Annotated in this window: 14 protein-coding genes; 2 read left to right on the top strand and 12 right to left on the bottom strand. The window is 59.7% G+C overall.

Annotated features, from left to right (window positions below; genetic code table 11):
* The first annotated feature begins 965 nt into the window (after positions 1-965).
* Positions 966-5,426 carry a beta strand repeat-containing protein gene (locus tag ACSQ26_RS10210; protein ID WP_436008427.1) on the top strand — a complete coding sequence of 1,487 codons (4,461 nt, stop codon included), beginning with the start codon at positions 966-968 and terminating at the stop codon, positions 5,424-5,426.
* A 954-nt stretch (positions 5,427-6,380) separates the two neighbouring features.
* On the opposite strand, the gene ACSQ26_RS10205 is transcribed toward ACSQ26_RS10210, so the two are convergent.
* Positions 6,381-7,679: a cystathionine gamma-synthase family protein gene (locus ACSQ26_RS10205; RefSeq protein ID WP_436008426.1), complete on the bottom strand. Its 1,299-nt coding sequence runs from the start codon at positions 7,677-7,679 to the stop codon at positions 6,381-6,383.
* Positions 7,680-7,778: 99 nt separating this feature from the next.
* Here ACSQ26_RS10205 and ACSQ26_RS10200 point away from each other — a divergent pair, with 99 nt between their 5' ends.
* The gene (locus tag ACSQ26_RS10200; protein WP_258162095.1) at positions 7,779-8,240 is read left to right on the top strand and encodes an Lrp/AsnC family transcriptional regulator; all 462 of its coding nucleotides are present in this window, start codon (positions 7,779-7,781) and stop codon (positions 8,238-8,240) included.
* Between the two features lie 104 nt (positions 8,241-8,344).
* Here ACSQ26_RS10200 and ACSQ26_RS10195 read toward each other — a convergent pair whose 3' ends face one another.
* From ACSQ26_RS10195 to cysE, 11 genes are all read right to left on the bottom strand, one after another.
* Positions 8,345-9,415 (bottom strand): BMP family ABC transporter substrate-binding protein, encoded by a 1,071-nt coding sequence (locus ACSQ26_RS10195; RefSeq protein WP_436008425.1) that lies wholly within the window; start codon positions 9,413-9,415, stop codon positions 8,345-8,347.
* Between the two features lie 37 nt (positions 9,416-9,452).
* Complete coding sequence (locus ACSQ26_RS10190; RefSeq protein WP_436008424.1) at positions 9,453-10,373, bottom strand: ABC transporter permease; 921 nt, start codon at positions 10,371-10,373, stop codon at positions 9,453-9,455.
* Complete coding sequence (locus tag ACSQ26_RS10185) at positions 10,370-11,455, bottom strand: ABC transporter permease (RefSeq protein WP_436008423.1); 1,086 nt, start codon at positions 11,453-11,455, stop codon at positions 10,370-10,372. Before ACSQ26_RS10185 ends, ACSQ26_RS10190 begins: the two co-directional genes overlap by 4 nt.
* Entirely contained in the window at positions 11,445-13,010 is a 1,566-nt protein-coding gene (locus tag ACSQ26_RS10180) for an ABC transporter ATP-binding protein (protein WP_436008422.1), read from the bottom strand. The genes ACSQ26_RS10185 and ACSQ26_RS10180 overlap by 11 nt, the downstream gene beginning before the upstream one ends.
* A 36-nt stretch (positions 13,011-13,046) precedes the next feature.
* A complete protein-coding gene (locus ACSQ26_RS10175) occupies positions 13,047-14,027 on the bottom strand; it encodes a quinone oxidoreductase family protein (protein WP_436008421.1) in 981 nt (326 codons plus the stop codon).
* 1 nt (position 14,028) lies between these two features.
* The gene (gene pcsA, locus ACSQ26_RS10170; protein ID WP_436008420.1) at positions 14,029-14,769 is read right to left on the bottom strand and encodes a phosphatidylcholine synthase; all 741 of its coding nucleotides are present in this window, start codon (positions 14,767-14,769) and stop codon (positions 14,029-14,031) included.
* Between the two features lie 446 nt (positions 14,770-15,215).
* Complete coding sequence (gene clpA / locus ACSQ26_RS10165) at positions 15,216-17,678, bottom strand: ATP-dependent Clp protease ATP-binding subunit ClpA (RefSeq protein WP_436008419.1); 2,463 nt, start codon at positions 17,676-17,678, stop codon at positions 15,216-15,218.
* Positions 17,679-17,688: 10 nt separating this feature from the next.
* Positions 17,689-18,042 carry an ATP-dependent Clp protease adapter ClpS gene (gene clpS, locus ACSQ26_RS10160; protein WP_436008418.1) on the bottom strand — a complete coding sequence of 118 codons (354 nt, stop codon included), beginning with the start codon at positions 18,040-18,042 and terminating at the stop codon, positions 17,689-17,691.
* Positions 18,043-18,272: 230 nt separating this feature from the next.
* Positions 18,273-18,647: a phasin family protein gene (locus ACSQ26_RS10155; protein WP_436008417.1), complete on the bottom strand. Its 375-nt coding sequence runs from the start codon at positions 18,645-18,647 to the stop codon at positions 18,273-18,275.
* A gap of 134 nt (positions 18,648-18,781) precedes the next feature.
* Positions 18,782-18,985, bottom strand: coding sequence for a DUF3126 family protein (locus tag ACSQ26_RS10150; RefSeq protein ID WP_436008416.1), 204 nt, complete (start codon positions 18,983-18,985; stop codon positions 18,782-18,784).
* Between the two features lie 114 nt (positions 18,986-19,099).
* Positions 19,100-19,927 (bottom strand): serine O-acetyltransferase, encoded by an 828-nt coding sequence (gene cysE / locus ACSQ26_RS10145; RefSeq protein ID WP_436008415.1) that lies wholly within the window; start codon positions 19,925-19,927, stop codon positions 19,100-19,102.
* Position 19,928: the final 1 nt, after the last annotated feature.

Raw genomic sequence — 19,928 nt, 5'->3', positions numbered from 1 at the left:
TTTGAGAAGCGCGGGATACTTCACACCATGGCCGTCCCAAACCGGCGTGCAGTGCCTTCATATGGGCGTGTAAGACGCGAGAGATGAGGTGTATAGCGGCGGCCCCAGGGAGTGGATCGCGCGTCAAGTTTGGAACAGGCATTTAACTTCAAGGAAACCGCTATCTCATCCGATCCGCAAATATTCTCGCTTGGGTGGCGAGAAGCCAACTTGCTTAATCTTAATTCGTCCAAGCAAAATAAAGTTTTTACCGTCTTGATAAAACAAAACGATGCGGAGACGCACAATCTATAAATAATGGAAAGCATACGATCAATCTAGCTGTGCTCGGCCATCTGAATAGACTGCGAGATTCAATCTTAGATTGTTATCCATCTTCCAAGGCAGAGTAGTAAAAATAAGTGATCGCAATAAAACGATCGAGAAACCGCGAAATCTTTTGGTAAACAAAACCTTAACATTATCTATTGATTCAAATAAAAATCGGAGTATTGTCTTATGTTCTTGCCATATGGGAGTGGAGTGTAGTTGCGTGGCACCGCATGAAGCAATTTACGAGAGTAACGTAGAAACGCCACACTGAGGCTGAGTTATCCCTGCGCTCATCTCAAGTTGCTTCGCATGGGAATTAGGAAACATTTCTAGCGCCTTACGACTGGCCGGACTGATACGTCTATGGCCGGATGGCTTTCTGTTTCCTGAAAACACGGAAATACACACGACCGTTCTCAAACGGCGAAGTTGTTCGATCATGCTCTGGGAGGAGAAGTGGTCTGTTTGAACGGGGACGCAATTCCCGAGGGAGCCGAAACCGGCGTCCGTAGGGCAGATGCCCGTCGTTTCCGATGAATTCGGGCCAGTGAATCCCAGCATAGCTTTAACAACGATGGGAGCGGAAACGCTCTCAGCAGACAACGTCTGTGCGCAAAAAGCCCACGGACTCAACAACCTCATGGGAGGATATAATGGTCGACATCAATCTTACCGCAGCTGGCGCGTCCACGACAATCAACGGCGCAATATTTGTCGATTCCGCAAATGTCGGATCTGGGACGGGCAACTACAATACAATCCTTGCCATCAGCGATAACGACGGCAACGAAACAGGTTTCAACTCGGATGATACACAGCCGTTGGACCCGTCCAACGAGGACATAGACCAAAGTAAGACGCACACGGTTTTGCTGTCCACGGTTCCGGTCACCATCGTCAATGGTGTTGAATATTACGAGTTCCGCGTCGATCTGAATGAAAGCAACAGCAATCCCGGAGGGCAGATTTCGCTCGATACGTTCAAGATTTACTCCTCGACCGACGGAACCATCCAGAAGCTGGCCGTACTGGAGGCCCAGACGGTCGCATATGACATGGACGCCGGCGGCGACAAGACGCTGCTGCTGAGCGAGGTTTCCACCGGCAGCGGCACCGATGACTACGCCGTACTGGTTCCGGTTTCCAGTTTCGCAGGCGCCGATCCTGCCACGACCTATATGTATCTCCAGGTCGGGATGGGGTTCAAGGGCGGCGACTATGTTTCACAGGGTGGCTTTGAAGAATGGAATCTCCAGTCGGCCGGCAGCCTGACGGGAACGAAGTTTGAAGACCTCGACGGCGATGGCATCAAGGATGCCGGCGAGCCCGGTATGGGCGGCGTCACCATCTTCATCGACACGGACAAGGATGGTGTGCGCGACGCGGGAGAACGATCGACGGTCACGGATGCGAACGGCAACTACACCTTCTTTGGCGTTCCGCTGGGAACGTACCAGATCGATGAAGAGGTGCCCGCGGGATCGACCCAGACCACCGGGGCCTTCGAAACGGTCACCGTCACGACCATAGGCCAAACTGCCGTGGTCGATCCAATCGGCAACTTCGTGCCGCGTCCCGGCATCGAACTGATCAAGACCGCCACGGCCGGCCAGATCGCCGACACCGCCGGCGAGGAGCTCGATTACACCATCACCGTCCGGAACACCGGCAATGTCACCCTGACCAACATTCTGGTCACTGACAACAATGCCGATGCCGGCAGCGTCCTCTATGCCAGCGGCGACACCGATGCCGACAACAAGCTCGATGTCGGCGAGACCTGGACCTACAATGCCACCCACACCGTCACCCAGGCCGAGCTTGACAGCAATGGCGGCGGCGACAGCGACATCGACAACATCGCCACGGTCACCACCCAGGAAGGCCCCACCGACGACGACGACGCCGTCGTGCCCCTCGACCAGAATGCCGGCATCGAACTGATCAAGACCGCCACGGCCGGCCAGATCGCCGACACCGCCGGCGAGGAGCTCGATTACACCATCACCGTCCGGAACACCGGCAATGTCACCCTGACCAACATTCTGGTCACTGACAACAATGCCGATGCCGGCAGCGTCCTCTATGCCAGCGGCGACACCGATGCCGACAACAAGCTCGATGTCGGCGAGACCTGGACCTACAATGCCACCCACACCGTCACCCAGGCCGAACTCGACAACAATGGCGGCGGCGACAACGACATCGACAACATCGCCACGGTCACCACCCAGGAAGGCCCCACCGACGACGACGACGCCGTCGTGCCCCTCGACCAGAATGCCGGCATCGAACTGATCAAGACCGCCACGGCCGGCCAGATCGCCGACACCGCCGGCGAGGAGCTCGATTACACCATCACCGTCCGGAACACCGGCAATGTCACCCTGACCAGCATTCTGGTCACTGACAACAATGCCGATGCCGGCAGCGTCCTCTATGCCAGCGGCGACACCGATGCCGACAACAAGCTCGATGTCGGCGAGACCTGGACCTACAATGCCACCCACACCGTCACCCAGGCCGAACTCGACAACAATGGCGGCGGCGACAGCGACATCGACAACATCGCCACGGTCACCACCCAGGAAGGCCCCACCGACGACGACGACGCCGTCGTGCCCCTCGACCAGAATGCCGGCATCGAACTGATCAAGACCGCCACGGCCGGCCAGATCGCCGACACCGCCGGCGAGGAGCTCGATTACACCATCACCGTCCGGAACACCGGCAATGTCACCCTGACCAACATTCTGGTCACTGACAACAATGCCGATGCCGGCAGCGTCCTCTATGCCAGCGGCGACACCGATGCCGACAACAAGCTCGATGTCGGCGAGACCTGGACCTACAATGCCACCCACACCGTCACCCAGGCCGAACTCGACAACAATGGCGGCGGCGACAACGACATCGACAACATCGCCACGGTCACCACCCAGGAAGGCCCCACCGACGACGACGACGCCGTCGTGCCCCTCGACCAGAATGCCGGCATCGAACTGATCAAGACCGCCACGGCCGGCCAGATCGCCGACACCGCCGGCGAGGAGCTCGATTACACCATCACCGTCCGGAACACCGGCAATGTCACCCTGACCAACATTCTGGTCACTGACAACAATGCCGATGCCGGCAGCGTCCTCTATGCCAGCGGCGACACCGATGCCGACAACAAGCTCGATGTCGGCGAGACCTGGACCTACAATGCCACCCACACCGTCACCCAGGCCGAACTCGACAACAATGGCGGCGGCGACAACGACATCGACAACATCGCCACGGTCACCACCCAGGAAGGCCCCACCGACGACGACGACGCCGTCGTGCCCCTCGACCAGAATGCCGGCATCGAACTGATCAAGACCGCCACGGCCGGCCAGATCGCCGACACCGCCGGCGAGGAGCTCGATTACACCATCACCGTCCGGAACACCGGCAATGTCACCCTGACCAACATTCTGGTCACTGACAACAATGCCGATGCCGGCAGCGTCCTCTATGCCAGCGGCGACACCGATGCCGACAACAAGCTCGATGTCGGCGAGACCTGGACCTACAATGCCACCCACACCGTCACCCAGGCCGAACTCGACAACAATGGCGGCGGCGACAACGACATCGACAACATCGCCACGGTCACCACCCAGGAAGGCCCCACCGACGACGACGACGCCGTCGTGCCCCTCGACCAGAATGCCGGCATCGAACTGATCAAGACCGCCACGGCCGGCCAGATCGCCGACACCGCCGGCGAGGAGCTCGATTACACCATCACCGTCCGGAACACCGGCAATGTCACCCTGACCAGCATTCTGGTCACTGACAACAATGCCGATGCCGGCAGCGTCCTCTATGCCAGTGGCGACACCGATGCCGACAACAAGCTCGATGTCGGCGAGACCTGGACCTACAATGCCACCCACACCGTCACCCAGGCCGAGCTTGACAGCAATGGCGGCGGCGACAGCGACATCGACAACATCGCCACGGTCACCACCCAGGAAGGTCCCACCGACAACGACGACGCCGTCGTGCCGGTCGACCAGAATGCCGATATCGATGTCGAGAAACTCGTGATCGTCAATGGTGGCACGCCTGAAGATGCCGACGTGCCGACCGGCCCGGAGGTAGCGGAACTCGGCGCCGACATCGACTTCCGCTTCGTCGTCAAGAATGAAGGCAATGTCACCCTGACGAACGTCAAGGTCACCGACTCGAAGTACAATCTGGACGGTCTCACCGGCGATGCCGTCTTGGGAGACAATGCCTATACTATCGGTAACCTTGCCGTCGGAGCTTCGATCACGTTCGACTTCAACGATGCGCCGTGGGAGGCCGGCCAGCATAAGAACACCGGCACCGCCGTCGGAAGTTACAGCGAAGGCACTGTGCAGGATTCCGACAATGCGCATTATTTCGGCCTGATCAATGAGGGGCCGGGTGTACGGACTCCCGGTTTCTGGTCCAATCTCGGCTCCACATTCTGGAATGGAATCATCGGCGATGAACCCAAGCAAGCCGGAACGCCGGGCTTCGCCGATGGCGAACTGCTCTACAAGGTCGATTGCAACGGCGACGGCGTGCTCGACAAGAAAGGCCTGCTGATCGGAGACTACAATAAAAACGGCCTGACGGATGGCGACGAAGACACGCTCTTCATCTCGATCAAGCTCGCCCAGACGCTGATCGACGCCTCGCAAAAGCAACAGCAGGACGGCCGTTACATGATCGGACGCGATGTGGTTGCCTCCTGGCTCAACTTCCTGGCCGGGAACGCCGTAGGCGACGGCTCGGACGACACCGCCCGACACTTTATCGATGAAGCCGTCGACTGGCTGGACTGGACGGACGGCACCAGGAATAACGGCAAGCTGGACGGACCCGATACGCTTTTGGGCAATGCGGTGAAGACCAGCTCGAACGCCTGGCAGCTCGGCATCAACACGGATGCGGATGTCGATCTGGAGATAGAAGCGGGCAAGGACATCCACAGCGCGCTTGATGAGTACAACAACCACGGAACCGTCAACGGCTTTGCCGTTGCCCATGATGCCGATAGCGCAGCATTCCTGACGGCGCTATCGATAGCCTCATCGGACACGCTGATGTAACGAGAACCGTGACGCTGCATCTCAGATGCAGCGTCACGACTCTTCCTTCGTCCGGCCGGCATCCGAATGGAACCGGCCGGCAGGTCGTTGCAAGCAATTCATTTTATGACAAAATCGGCAATGCGATCGCGGCCGAACGCTCCAAGGCATAGCGCTCCTATTCCGCCGCGCGAAAGCCGTATCATTCCTTCCAAGCCATGCAGTTGGTGCGAGAAGTAACCGGCTGCCACAACTAAGACCTTACGCAAGCAACATGGCGGCTTACCTCTCGATCAGCCTACCAGCCACGAGACAGCGTAGATTATCGCTAGCCAAATTATAATAAGAAGTTCTGCGCCTAGAATATACGCCTGAATCCTCATCACGTGTCCCCCGCGCCAAGCTCGCAGAGTATAGCTGCTGGGTGAAAGAATTCCACAAATAAAGTCGGACATTCAACGAAATACACAACATTTTCGTTATATATACACGGCCGAGCGGAAGTCACGCGTGAGATTCTCGGAATGACTGGCATACAGTCGGAAAAAAGACCGGCTCATCGGTAAGTTTTCTTAGGGCCAGCCCTCCGCAGGCAGGATTTTTGCGAGCGTGTTATTACCGGCCCGCTACTCAGACCACATGCCGGGCACAACTGGGAAACCCATTGAGCGCCTTCAATCCGTATCGCGTCCCAACGAAACTCGATCCCCACAACAGTGCCCCTGTCCCCAGCAATCTTTTTTGGTTTAATTGACCCAACGGCGCTATCATGGCCTATCCGAATCATCGGCAATCGGAGGGCGCCATGGAAACTGTCGGCATTGTCGCAACAAACCCTCTGTACCTGGGTAGCACTGTGCTTTGGATCATGGCCGTATGTGTCTGGATCACGGCAGTCGTTGATCTCTAGACGAAGTTCGCGCCGTCGAATGGACGACTGGGCGAACCGCCATAAGCCGGCCCTGAGCATCTCTATCAACCATTCCCAGCCACCGCGCGCCGGAAAGCCTGTTCCAGATCGTGGATCAGATCGTCGGGGTGCTCGAGACCGACCGAAAGCCGGATCAGCCCCTCGTTGACACCTGTCTGGCTACGTGCCTCGATCGGGACGCCGGAATGGGTTGTCGAGGCCGGATGGCAGGCCAGCGATTCCGAGCCGCCGAGCGAAACCGCCAGCTTGAAGATGCTGAGGTTGTTGAGAATGCGGAAGGCGAGAGCACGGTCGTCGGGGATGACGAAGGAAAAGGTCGAGCCCGCGCCTGAGCACTGGCGTGCATGGACCGCCTTTTCGGCCTCCGGCAGGTCGTGATCGACGTGAAGCACGCTTGCGGGAATGAATGGATTGCCGGCCAGCCAATCTGCGACCTTCTTCGCCGACTCCGCAGCGCGCTCCATGCGCAGCGCCAGGGTTTCCATCGATCGCGACAGCATCCAGCACGAATGCGGATCGAGCTGGAAACCATAGGCCGATCGGGCCTGGCGCACCGGCGCCAACAGTTCGCGCGACCCGGTGATACCGCCCGCAACCAGGTCGGAATGGCCGCCGACATACTTGGTCAGCGAGTAGACGCAGATATCGATGCCGAAATCGAGCGGGGTCTGGAAGACCGGCCCGAGCATCGTGTTGTCGCAGACGATGATCGGCTTCTGGCCGGTGGCGCGCGACCAGCTGTCGACCGTGCTGCGGATGAGCTGAAGATCGATCGTCGCGTTGGTCGGATTGGCGGGCGTTTCGAGGTAGACCATCTTGACCGGTCCGTGCCGCGCCGCCTTCTCAAGCATGTAGACCAGGGATTCGTCCTCGGTGCCATCGACGAAGGGGATGGGCTTGATTCCCCACTGGGTGAAAACCTTGCGAAAGAGCGTCTCGGTGCCGCCATAGAGCGGCGTGGAGTGCACCAGCGCATCGCCCGGCCGCAGGTAGGCAAGGGCGACGGCGCTGATCGCCGCCATGCCCGACGATGTCACCAGCGCCTTTTCCGCATGGTCGTAGATCGCCAGCCGGTCTTCCACGATTTCGAGGTTCGGATGGTTGAAGCGCGAATAGACGAGGCCTCCGGCGCCCATGCCCTCGGGTGCGGGCTTGCGGCCGGCGACGACGTCGAAGAAATCAGCGCCTTCCTCGGCACTGGCGAAAGCGAAGGTCGAGGTCAGGAACACCGGCGGCTTGACGGCACCTTCGGACAGAGAGGGATCATAGCCGAAGGCCGTCATCTGGGTGGATGGATGCAGCGGATGACCGTCAATATGTGTGCGTCGGAAATTCTTTGCCACGTCACGCTCCCAGCTGTGGATTTCTTTGACCATCATCTGCGCAGGCGAGCGAAAGAATCCCACTTGTTTTGGTCAAAATAATGAAGCTATTAGTCGATAATGACTACACTTGATAAAACCGACGCCAAAATCCTCCAAGTTCTGAGCCAGGATGCGCGGCAAAGCGTCGAGCGCGTGGCCGAGCAGGTGAACCGGTCGGCGACTCCGGTTCGCCGGCGCATCCGGCGGCTGGAAGACGAAGGCATCATCCGCCGCTATACGCTGGATGTCGACATGAAGGCCTGCGGCTATGGGCTCCAGCTCTTCGCCTTCATCAAGCTGCAGAGCCGCGATCGTCCGACGATTGCCGATTTCGAAGATCGCATTCGTCGACTGCCCGAGGTGACGACGTGCAATCTGGTGACGGGGGCTCATGACTATGTGCTCGAAATGCGCATGCCCGACATGGATACCTACAACAATTTCCTGCGCTCAGTGCTGTCCGAGCTGCCGGGTGTGTTCGGCATAGAAACGAGCGTTGTCATCGGGCCGGTCAAGGACGAGATCGCCCTGCCGTACTGATCTGTTTGAACGACAGGCTGTACTTGGACATGCAAACCCCCGGGGTTGGATGTCCAAGTCCCGGGGGTCAATTTAGACCTTGCTTCTTCTGATATCGTGGTCGCTTACTTCGGCAATTCGCCTTCGACGCCTTCGACGAAGAAGTTCAGGCCGCCGAGCACGCCGTCATCGGCGCTGACACCGGCCGCCAGCCACTCGGAACCGTCCTGCTTCTTGATCGGGCCGGTGAAGGGCTTCAGTTCCCCCGACTTGATCTTGGCTTCGGTCTCCTCGGCCATCTTCTTCACATCGTCGGGCATGTTGGTGTAGGGCGCCATGTAGAGCACGTTCTGCGCCAGGCCATCCCAGCTCATCTGGCTCTTCCACGTGCCGTCGAGGACCGCCTTGACGCGCTCGACATAATAGGCGCCCCAGTTGTCGACGATCGCCGTCAGCTGCGCATTCGGGCCGGCCTTGATCATGTCGGATGCCTGGCCGAAGGCGTGGATCTTGCGTTCCTCCGCGATCTGCATCGGGGCGGTCGAGTCGGTATGTTGCGTGATGATATCGACGCCCTGGTCGATCGCAGCCTTGGCGGCGTCAGCTTCCTTGCCGGCGTCGAACCAGGTGTTGACCCAGATGACCTTGAGTTTGAACTCGGGGTTGATCGAACGCGCGCCGATTACGAAGGAGTCGATGCCCTGCACGACTTCCGGGATCGGGAACGAGGCGATATAGGCAGCCGTGCCAGTCTTCGACATTTTCGCCGCGATCTGGCCGAGGATATAGCGGCCTTCATAGAAGCGCGAATTGTAGGCGGTCAGGTTCGGCGCCGTCTTGTAGCCGGTGGCGTGCTCGAACTTCACATCCGGGAATTTCGCGGCGACCTTGACGGTCTGGTCCATGAAGCCGAACGAGGTCGTGAAGACCAGACCGCAGCCCGAGCGGGCAAAACGCTCGATGGCGCGCTCGGCATCCGGACCCTCGGGCACGTTTTCGAGATACTGCGTCTCGATCTTGTCACCCAGTTCCTTTTCGAGCAATTGACGGCCGATTTCATGCGCCTGCGTCCAGCCGCCATCGGTCTTCGAGCCGACATAGAGGAAGCAGACTTTCAGCTTGTCGGCGGCTTGCGCACTGACCGAAAAGCCCAGGACGGCGGCGGTCGCCGCGAGTGCGAGGATCATTTTTTTCATTGTTAAACCCCTGTGGTTGGTACTCTTACATGTTGGTTCACCGGTCGGGAACGAAGCTCTTCCCGAGCGATGCGGGCGTGTTGATCAGCGTGAGCCGCCGATTCTGCGAAATGACGATCAGCACGAGGACTGTCGCCACATAAGGCAAAGCCGAGAGGAACTGAGCCGGAACGGCAATTCCAAAGGCCTGCGCATGGAGCTGCCCGATGGAGACAGCACCGAAGAGATAACCGCCGATCAGCAGCCGCCAGGGCCGCCATGAGGCAAAGACCACCAGTGCGAGCGCGATCCAGCCACGTCCCGCCGTCATGTTCTCCACCCATTGCGGCGTATAGACGAGGGAGAGATGCGCGCCGGCGAGACCTGCGCAGGCGCCGCCGAACATCACGGCGAGATAGCGGATGCCGATGACGTTCAAGCCCAGCGCATGCGCCGAGGCGTGATTGTCACCGACAGAGCGGAGCACGAGGCCCGACCGGGTGCGGAACAGAAACCAACTGACGCCGAAGACCAGCGCAATTGAAGTATAGAAGATCAAGTCCTGTCCCAGGATGACGCGCCCCACATAGGGAATATCGCTGAGCCAGGTCGGCAGCAACGCCGGCAGTTTGATGCCCTGGACGCCGACGAACGGCTCGCCGACCATGCCCGACAGTCCAAGCCCCAGGATGGTCAGCGCAAGACCCGTCGCGACCTGGTTGGCGACCAACGTCAGCGTGAGAAAACCAAACAGCAGCGACATCAGCATGCCGGCGCCGATGCCCCCGAGCACCCCGATATAGGGCGAACCACTCATCTGCGTCACGGCAAAGGCAACGACGGCGCCCATCACCATCATGCCTTCGACGCCGAGATTGAGCACGCCGGCGCGCTCCGTCACCAATTCACCGATGGAGGCGAGGAGCAGCGGTGTCGATGCGGTGATGATGGTGATCAGGATCGATTCGAAAACGGTCATGGCCGGGCTCCCGTCAGCCGCGTCCAGTTAAACCGGATCTTGTACATGATCAGCGTATCGCATGAGAGGACGAAGAACAGCAGCAGGCCCTGGAACAGCCGCGTGACCTTTTCCGATACGCCGAGCGACAGCTGTGCCGCCTCGCCACCGAGATAGGTGAGCGCCAGAATAAGTCCGGAAACAATGATGCCGATCGGGCTGAGCCGGCCGAGGAAGGCAACGATGATCGCGGTGAAGCCGTAGCCCGGCGATATCGACGGCCGGAGCTGACCCATCGCGCCCGAGACCTCGGCGATCCCGGCCAATCCGGCAAGCGCACCGGAGAGCAGGAACGAGAACCACACCATGCCCGAGGCCGAGAAGCCGGCAAACCGCCCTGCCCGCGAAGATTGGCCGAGCACCTTGACCTGATAGCCGCGCAGTGTGAATTCCATCATGAACCACAGGAGCACGGCGGCGACGATGGCGAAGACAAAGCCCCAATGCGCGCGCCCGGAACTTTCCCATATCGCGGGCAGCACGCCGGACGGATCGAACATCCGCGTCTCGGGAAAATTGTTGCCCTCGGGATTGCGCCACGGCCCGCGCACCAGCCAGTCGAGAAAGAGCTGTGCGACATAGACCAGCATCAGGCTGGTCAGGATTTCGTTGGTGTTGAATTTCGTCTTGAGCAGTGCCGGGATAGCGGCATAAAATGCACCGCCAACCATGCCCATCAGCATCATCAACGGCAGCAGCCACGGGCCTGTCCATGTGTGGAAAAGTACCGGGATGGCCGAGCCGAAAATGCCGCCGAAAATGAACTGCCCCTCGGCGCCGATATTCCAGTTGCCGGCGCGATAACAGACGGAAAGCCCGACGCCGATCAGGATCAGCGGCCCTGCCTTGATCGCCAGTTCATGCAGCGACCATTCCTCACGCAGCGGATCGATGAAGAACAGATAGAGCGCCTGCCAGGGATCCTTGCCGAGTGCGGCAAACAGGATGAAGCCGCAGATCAGCGTCAGCAGCAGCGCGATGAACGGCGAGAGAAACGTGAAGAGCTTCGACGCATTCGGGCGCTTTTCCAGTTCAATGTGCATTGACCGGCTCCCGGTGCGCATCCATGCCGCCCATCAGCAGGCCGATTTTCTCGCGGTCCATCTCGGCTGCGGGATACACCGCCGAAAGCTTGCCGTCATGGATGACCGCGACATGGGTTGCGACCTCGAAAATCTCGTCGAGATCCTGGCTGATCACCAGCACCGCCGAACCGGCTTTCGCCAGGTCGACCAACGCCTGGCGGATGCGGCTTGCTGCACCGGCATCCACGCCCCAGGTCGGCTGGTTGACCACCATCACACCAGGTTGCCTGTCGAGTTCGCGGCCGACGATGAATTTCTGCAGATTGCCGCCCGATAGCGAGCCCGCCGCCGGGTCCTCGCCGCTCTTGCGCACGTCCATCGTCTCGCAGATGCGCTTCGTGGCCGCCTTGATCGTCGATGAGCGGATGATCTTGAGCGCGCCGCCGGCGAGGAAGGCCTTCCGGTCCGACGCATTGCGCGACAGGACCATATTGTCCGACAGGCTCATGGCGGTGACGGCACCGTGGCCATGGCGCTCCTCGGGCACGAAAGCCGCACCGAGCAGCCGGCGCGCCGAGATGCCGGTCCGGCCGACCGAATTGCCACGGATCTTCACGGCGTCGTTGTCGGGCACGGTATATTCTCCGGAGAGCACGTCGAAAAGCTCCCCCTGTCCGTTGCCCGCGACACCGGCGATCGCCAGAACCTCGCCGGCATGGACATCCAGCGACACATTCTTGAGGGCGACAGCAAAAGGCGAACGACCAGGTGCACTGAGCGACCTCATTTCCAACCCGATCGGGCCGCTGGCATCCGAAACGGTCTTCTCGACCTCGGCAACGTTCGAACCCACCATCATGCGCGCCAGCGATGCCGGCGTCTCCTGCCGGGGGTCGCAGGCGCCAGTGACCTTGCCGTGGCGCAGCACGGTTGCCTTGTCGCAGATGCGCTGAACCTCCTCGAGCCGGTGGCTGATATAGAGCACCGAGCGCCCCTCGGCCTTCAGCTTCATCAATGTTTCGAACAGCTTGTCGGCCTCCTGCGGCGTCAGCACCGAGGTCGGCTCGTCAAGGATGATGAGTTTCGGGTTCTGCAGCAGCGCGCGGACGATCTCGATGCGCTGGCGTTCGCCGACCGAGAGATCGGCCACATGTGAATTGGGATCAAGCGGCAACCCATAGGCTTTGGATAGTTGCTCCGCTTCCTGTGCGATCTTTGAAAGCGGGATATTCGCGTCAAGCGAGAGCGCGATATTCTCGGCGACGGTCAAGGCCTCGAACAGCGAGAAATGCTGGAACACCATGCCGATGCCGGTCTTGCGCGCTTCGCCGGGGCTGCCGATCGTCACAGGCGCGCCATTCCAGATAATCTCGCCGGAACTCGGCGCCAGAACGCCGAACAGCATCTTCACCAGGGTGGATTTGCCGGCGCCGTTCTCCCCGAGCAATGCATGAATCTCACCGGGCGCGATCTTGAGGTCGATCCCGCTGCAGGCCGCGAACGACCCGAAGAGCTTGGTGATATTTCGCACCTCAAGGAGCGGGCTTACGTCGCCCGCAGCATTCTCCGTCACCGATTTCCCCAGTCTTACCTGATCCCTTTGTTTTTATTAGGGTATCAGCAATGTTGTTCCGCTCGTTCTTCTTGCCTCCAGATCGGCATGCGCTCTTGCGGCGTCAGCCAAAGGGTAGGTCTGATTGACATTGATAACCACTTTGTTGCCTCGCACAATAGCAAAAAGAGCCTCTGCACATTTGTTAAGCTCCTGCCGCGTCGCGATATAGTGGCCGAGTGTCGGCCGCGTCATGAAGAGCGAACCCTTCTGAAGAAGAACCAATGGTGCCAACGGCTCGACCGGACCCGATGCATTGCCAAACGTGACCCAGAGCCCGCGCGGCTTGAGGCAATCCAGCGACATCGGGAACGTATCCTTGCCGACCGAGTCGTAGACCACGTCCACACCTTTGCCAGCCGTCAGTTCCTTGACGCGTGCGGCAAAATCCTCCTCACGATAATTGATCACGTGGTCGCAGCCATGCTCCAGCGCCAGCTTGACCTTGTCGGCGCTGCCGGCCGTCCCGATCACGGTTGCGCCGAGTGCCTTTGCCCATTGGCAGGCGATAAGGCCGACACCGCCGGCGGCCGCGTGCCAGAGCAGAACCGTCTCCGGCCCCACCTGGTAGGTGCGGTTGAGCAGGAACTCCACCGTCATGCCCTTGGTCATCATCGCTGCGGCGACCTCGAACGGAATGTCGTCGGGCAGCGCCACCAAGGCGCTCGCACGGATATTGCGATAGTCGCAATAGGCTCCGTCGTTGTTGGGATAGGCGACACGGTCGCCGATGCGGAAGTCGTCCACCCCCTCGCCCACCGCAACCACGGTGCCCGCACCTTCGCTGCCCGCGACGAAGGGCAGGCCTCCGGCCGGCTTGTAGAGACCGGTCCGATAGTAGGTATCGGCGAAATTGAGACCGATCGCGGTGTGATGGATCTGCACTTCACCCGCGCCGGGAAGCGGCACGTCGATCTCGGCCAACTCCAGCACTTCGGGGCCGCCATAGCTGCGGATCAGAATAGCCCTGCTCTTCATGTCACTCACTCCGTCCGAGATTTGGGAAGATCTGCAGCACAAAGCCGATGCAGTACATATAGAGCCCCGTCGCCACCACGCCCCAGACGACCCAGTCCGGCGAATTGAAATGCTTGAGCAGGGCGATGCCGGACAGAACGGCCCAGACTGCGAAGACGGCGAGATTGACCAGCCTCAGCCGTTTGACGCGAACGGGATGCAGGAACCAGATCGGGAAGAAGGACAGTATCGCCGAGACGACGACGATGACGAATGCGACGTTCTCGCTCGGCTTGATGACGAAGAGCGTGAACACCACCATGTTCCACACGACGGGGAAGCCCGAGAAGAAATACTCATCCGTCTTCATGCCCATATCGGCATAGTAGATCGCCGAGGACACGACGATGATCCCGGCCGCGACGAAGGACCACGGCTCGCCGATCATGCCGCTCTGGTAGAGCGCGAATGCCGGCAGCAGCACGTAGGTCACGTAATCGATGATGTTGTCGAGTGTATCGCCCGACCAGTTGGGCAGCACTTCCTTGACGCGCACCTTGCGCGCAATCGGGCCATCGATGCCATCGACCACCAGCGCCAGGCCCAGCCACCAGAACATATCGACGAAGCGATGCTCTGCCGCGGCGACAACACCGAGAAAAGCGAGAAACGAACCGGACGCTGTCAGCAGGTGTACACAGAACGCCCGAATCTCGGCATAGGGAACGGCCTTGTAGTTGAATACATAGGAGAAAATCCGCATCCCCGTCCCGCCCTCCGGTTGCCTGGCGCCTTTCGGCCAGAAATTGATACAGGGGTTTTTGGCGGATCGCCAGCCAAAAGGTAGCCCCTTTCAAAGATGCCACCACGTGCAACCACGGTCACAAAAATTGCTACCGAAGATGGAGTTGCAATGCTATTCGTCGAGAATTCGGGGGCGGAAGCAGAAAGCGTCGGGGCCAGCGGCGCATCGATGGGGATAGGCCACATCGACATCAGGCGAGTGCCTCGCCTTCGAACGCGGAGGTGATCTATGTGGTGCAAACCATTTAGCGTCACGCTTACAGTGAGGAAAACCCGGACGGGCTGGTCAATGGCCGTCCGGGTTAATTTCACAAAAGCGTAAGTAAAACGATGGGCGGGGTTACCGCCTCGCCCATCACTCCGGCAATATAGCTGCCGAAGCTGTTTCAATCAAGGTCCGCCTCACTAGCCCTTCTTGGACACGTTTGGCACGCGCTTCTTCGGCTTGGGTGCCTCGTCCTCGGGCTCTGCGGAGGCGGTCACAACGACCGGCTCAACCTTGGCCTTTTTCGGTGCCTTGGTCGTGGCGGCGACTTCCGCTTCGTCCTTCGGCTTGACCGGCACGTTATCCGGCAGGCTTTCGAGCAGGATGCCCTGCTTGCCGTCAGGCTTGGTGCCGACCGAGACGCGGACGATGCCGCCCTTCTTGAGCTTGCCGAAAAGGATTTCCTCGGCGAGCGGCTTCTTGATGTTCTCCTGGATCACGCGGGCCAAAGGACGCGCGCCCATCTTGTCGTCGTAACCCTTCTCGGACAGCCATTTGGTGGCTTCCTCGGTGAGTTCGAAGGTAACGTGACGTTCGGCAAGCTGGCTTTCCAGCTGCATGACGAACTTCTGCACCACCTTGTGGACAACCGACATCGGCAGCGACGAGAACGGGATGATCGCGTCGAGACGATTGCGGAATTCCGGCGTGAACAGCTTGGTGATCGCCTCGATTTCGTCGCCTTCGCGCTTTGTCGAGCCGAAGCCAATCGCCGCACGTTGCGCGTCAGACGCACCGGCATTGGTGGTCATGATCAGGATCACGTTGCGGAAGTCGATCTTCTTGCCGTTGTTGTCGGTCAGCGAGCCGTTATCCATCACCTGCAGCAGGATGTTGTAGATATCCGGATGCGCCTTCTCGATTTCATCGAGCAGAAGCACGCAGTAAGGATGCTGGTCCACCTGGTCGGTCAAAAGTCCGCCCTGGTCGAAGCCGACATAGCCCGGAGGCGCACCGATCAGGCGCGAAACCGTATGCCGTTCCATATATTCCGACATGTCGAAGCGCAGCAATTCCACACCGAGAGAGCCAGCAAGCTGCTTTGCCGCTTCGGTCTTGCCGACGCCGGTCGGGCCGGAGAACAGGTAGGAACCGATCGGCTTGTTGGGCTCGCGCAGGCCGGCACGCGCCAGCTTGATCGCGGACGCCAAGGCCTCCATCGCCAGTTCCTGGCCGTAGACCACGGCGGCAAGCTCCGTCTGGAGATTGGCCAGCACCGCTTCGTCGTCCCGCGAAACAGTCTTTGGCGGTATCCGCGCCATGGTCGCGATCGTGACCTCGATCTCCTTTTCGGTAATCAGCTTGCGACGCTTCGAGATCGGCAGCAGCATCTGTGCCGCACCGGTTTCGTCGATCACGTCGATGGCCTTGTCGGGCAGCTTGCGGTCGGTGATGTAGCGCGCCGAGAGCTCGACCGCCGCCTTGATGGCGTCGTTCGTGTAACGGAGATGGTGGAACTCTTCGAAATAGGGCTTGAGACCCTTCATGATGTCGATCGCGTCGTCGATGGACGGCTCGTTGACATCTATCTTCTGGAACCGGCGCACCAGTGCGCGGTCCTTTTCGAAGAACTGGCGGTATTCCTTGTAGGTGGTCGAGCCGATGCAACGGATCGCACCCGAGGAGAGCGCGGGCTTCAGGAGGTTGGAGGCGTCCATAGCCCCACCCGATGTCGCACCGGCACCGATCACGGTGTGGATCTCGTCGATGAACAGCACGGCGCCCGGGAAATCCTCGAGTTCCTTGACGACCTGCTTCAGGCGCTCTTCGAAATCGCCGCGATAGCGGGTGCCGGCGAGCAGCGTGCCCATGTCGAGCGAGAAGATCGTCGCGTTCTGCAACGCCTCGGGAACCTGCTTTTCGACGATGCGCTTGGCAAGGCCCTCGGCGATCGCCGTCTTGCCGACGCCGGGGTCACCGACATAGAGCGGATTGTTCTTCGAACGGCGGCACAGGATCTGGATCGTCCGGTTGACTTCGGCCATGCGGCCGATCAGCGGATCGATGCGGCCGTTCCTGGCCTTCTCGTTGAGATTGACGCAGTAGGCCTTGAGCGCGTCGAGCGGCTTCTTCTGGCCGTCTTCGCTGTCCTTGGCGCCGGTCGGCTTGGCTTCCTGCTCGCTTTCCTCGACGCCCTTGGGAGAACGCGTCTCGGAAGCGCCGGGGCGCTTGGCAATGCCGTGCGAGATATAGTTGACCGCGTCGTAGCGGGTCATGTCCTGCTCCTGCAGGAAATAGGCGGCATGGCTCTCGCGCTCGGCGAAGATCGCCACCAGCACGTTGGCGCCGGTCACTTCTTCGCGGCCCGAGGATTGCACATGGATCACCGCGCGCTGGATGACGCGCTGGAAGCCGGATGTCGGCTTCGAATCCTCGTCATAGCCCGTTGCCAGGTTGGCCAGGTCGTTGTCGACATAGTCGCTGACGGCCTTCTTGAGCTTGTCGAGATCGACATTGCAAGCCTGCATCACCGCCGCAGCGTCGTTGTCGTCGATCAGTGAGAGCAGGAGATGTTCGAGAGTAGCGTATTCGTGTCGCCGCTCGTTGGCGAGCGTGAGTGCCCGATGAAGGGCCTTTTCAAGGCTTGACGAAAATGTGGGCACGATCAGAACCTCATTTCTTTTCCATAACACATTGCAGCGGATGCTGGTGTTCCCGGGCGAAATCCATGACTTGCATCACCTTCGTCTCGGCGACCTCGTAGGTGAAGACGCCGCATTCGCCGACACCATGATTGTGCACTTGCAGCATGATCCGCGTCGCCGCTTCCCGGTCCTTCTGGAAGAAGCGTTCCAGTGTATGGATCACGAATTCCATTGGCGTGTAGTCGTCGTTCAGAAGCAGGACGCGGTAGAGGCTCGGCTTCTTGACCTTCGGCTGGATACGGGTGATCACCGAGGTGCCTCGGCCTCCGGTGACGCCGCCACCTTCGTCTTCGCCCTGCATCCGGTATACGTATTCGCTCATGCCTGCCATTCTACCTTTTGGTTCCGCGTGCTGTTCACCAGGGCAAACCAGACGCCTTATGTGGTATCGCAAAGCAGTATTTTAAGAGCCTTTTTCTGGGTAGCAACACTAATCGCATTAACTTGCCCAGAAATGGAGACAAAATAGCGGCGGCGATGCCCTTGTCCCGGAATGAAAAAACCGGCCACCCCGCGGGCAGCCGGTTCTTTGAAAGGTTTGCCGATGGCGGATCAGGCGGCTGCGGCGGCAGCGGCCTTGGAAACATTCGACTTCACCGCTTCCGTCGCCTTGGCGGCAGCGGCCTGCGCCGGCTCATAGGTCTGCTTGGCGATGTCGGAATAGAGTTCACCGAGCTTGTTGAGTTCAGCGAGATAGCCTTCCACCGCGGACTTCGCGAAGGAGGTGTTGAGTTCGATCGCGGCTTCGAAGCTCTTGACCGACATCAGCTGCTCGAGATGGGCCACGTTGGCCTCATACGCCTTCTTGGAGTATTCAGCGGTTTCCGAAGCGATTGCCTGGAAGCCCTTGGCAGCCGTGGAATAGCTCTTCAGCACGGAGTCCACGGCTTCTTTCCCGTAGAGATTGGCGTCATCAAATTTAAACATGGTGGTGTCCCGTCGTGTTTGTTGTGACATCTCTAAAATACAGGTGCAGCGCACAAAAAGTCAATCGAACTTGTGCATCGCAAAAAGAAAACCCGCCTTGCGGCGGGTCTTGAAATTGCGATTTGTCAATCGTTTCAAAGGTCGACGTCGAGGATCGCCATCGAAAAATTATACGAGAGATCGCCGTCCTCGTCGTCGCGATAGATGACGCCAAGGAATTCCTCGCCGATATAGACCTCCGCCGAATCATTCTTGCGCGGACGCGCCTTGACGACCATGTTCGGGTTCAACGTGCGCTTGAAATAGGCGTCGAGCTTCTTGAGTTCCTCGGGCTTCACGTGGGCGTCTCCATCGGGGGTTTCTGTGATTTGCGCCGCTTTTGCCATCTTGGGTTCGGGCTGTAAACCCCGCAGACAGGCGGGCCGCCATCACGGCCCGCTTTGCCACGTCGCTCAGTCGATGGACGGCAGATGCACCTGGTCCATCGAACGCGACGGCTCGGAGCACCCCGCCTCGCCGACGATTCTCGCCGGCACGCCGGCAACCGTCGTGTTGTGCGGCACTGGCTTGAGCACGACCGAACCGGCGGCGATGCGCGAGCAATCGCCGACCGTGATATTGCCGAGCACCTTTGCGCCCGCACCGATCAGCACGCCGTTGCCGATCTTGGGGTGGCGGTCGCCCGCTTCCTTGCCGGTACCACCGAGCGTCACACCCTGCAGGATCGAGACATTGTCGCCGATCGAAGCCGTCTCACCGACGACCAGGCCCGTGGCATGATCGAGGAAGAATCCCTTGCCGATCCGCGCGGCCGGGTTGATGTCGGTCTGGAACACGCTCGAGGACCGGCTCTGGAGATAGAGCGCGAAATCCTTGCGACCCTGCCTCAAAAGCCAGTTCGCCAGCCGATAGGTCTGGATCGCGTGAAAGCCCTTGAAATAGAGCACCGGCTCGATGAACCGGGTGCAGACGGGATCGCGGTCGTAATAGGCCTGGATATCGGCGCGGATTGCGGCACTGAAACCCTGGTGGTCGTCGCACATTTCCTCGAAGGTCTGGCGCAGCAGCACTGCCGGCATGTCGGGGTGGTCGAGTCGCTCGCAGATCCGGTAGATCACGGCGTCTTCAAGACTCTTGTGGTTGATGACGGTCGAATAGAGAAAGGTCCCCATATAGGGGTCATGGTCGGCGGCAATGCGCGCCTCATTCTTCAGCGTATCCCAGATCGGGTCCACGGATGACAGGTGCTCGGCGGACCTGATTTCACTCTTTACGGCCATA

It is taken from the genome of Rhizobium sp. LjRoot254 (assembly GCF_964254105.1).
GTDB lineage: Bacteria > Pseudomonadota > Alphaproteobacteria > Rhizobiales > Rhizobiaceae > Rhizobium_E.
The sequence above is the reverse complement of the archived record's forward strand: the minus strand, read 5'-3'. Positions and strand labels throughout refer to the sequence as shown.

Excerpts from the sequence above, each read along its gene's own strand:
- ACSQ26_RS10210 (WP_436008427.1), top strand. The coding sequence starts at position 966 with ATGGTCGACATCAATCTTACCGCAGCTGGCGCGTCCACGACAATCAAC.
- ACSQ26_RS10200 (WP_258162095.1), top strand. The coding sequence starts at position 7,779 with ATGACTACACTTGATAAAACCGACGCCAAAATCCTCCAAGTTCTGAGC.
- ACSQ26_RS10195 (WP_436008425.1), bottom strand. The coding sequence starts at position 9,415 with ATGAAAAAAATGATCCTCGCACTCGCGGCGACCGCCGCCGTCCTGGGC.
- ACSQ26_RS10190 (WP_436008424.1), bottom strand. The coding sequence starts at position 10,373 with ATGACCGTTTTCGAATCGATCCTGATCACCATCATCACCGCATCGACA.
- ACSQ26_RS10185 (WP_436008423.1), bottom strand. The coding sequence starts at position 11,455 with ATGCACATTGAACTGGAAAAGCGCCCGAATGCGTCGAAGCTCTTCACG.
- ACSQ26_RS10175 (WP_436008421.1), bottom strand. The coding sequence starts at position 14,027 with ATGAAGAGCAGGGCTATTCTGATCCGCAGCTATGGCGGCCCCGAAGTG.
- pcsA (WP_436008420.1), bottom strand. The coding sequence starts at position 14,769 with ATGCGGATTTTCTCCTATGTATTCAACTACAAGGCCGTTCCCTATGCC.
- clpS (WP_436008418.1), bottom strand. The coding sequence starts at position 18,042 with ATGAGCGAATACGTATACCGGATGCAGGGCGAAGACGAAGGTGGCGGC.
- ACSQ26_RS10155 (WP_436008417.1), bottom strand. The coding sequence starts at position 18,647 with ATGTTTAAATTTGATGACGCCAATCTCTACGGGAAAGAAGCCGTGGAC.
- cysE (WP_436008415.1), bottom strand. The coding sequence starts at position 19,927 with ATGGCCGTAAAGAGTGAAATCAGGTCCGCCGAGCACCTGTCATCCGTG.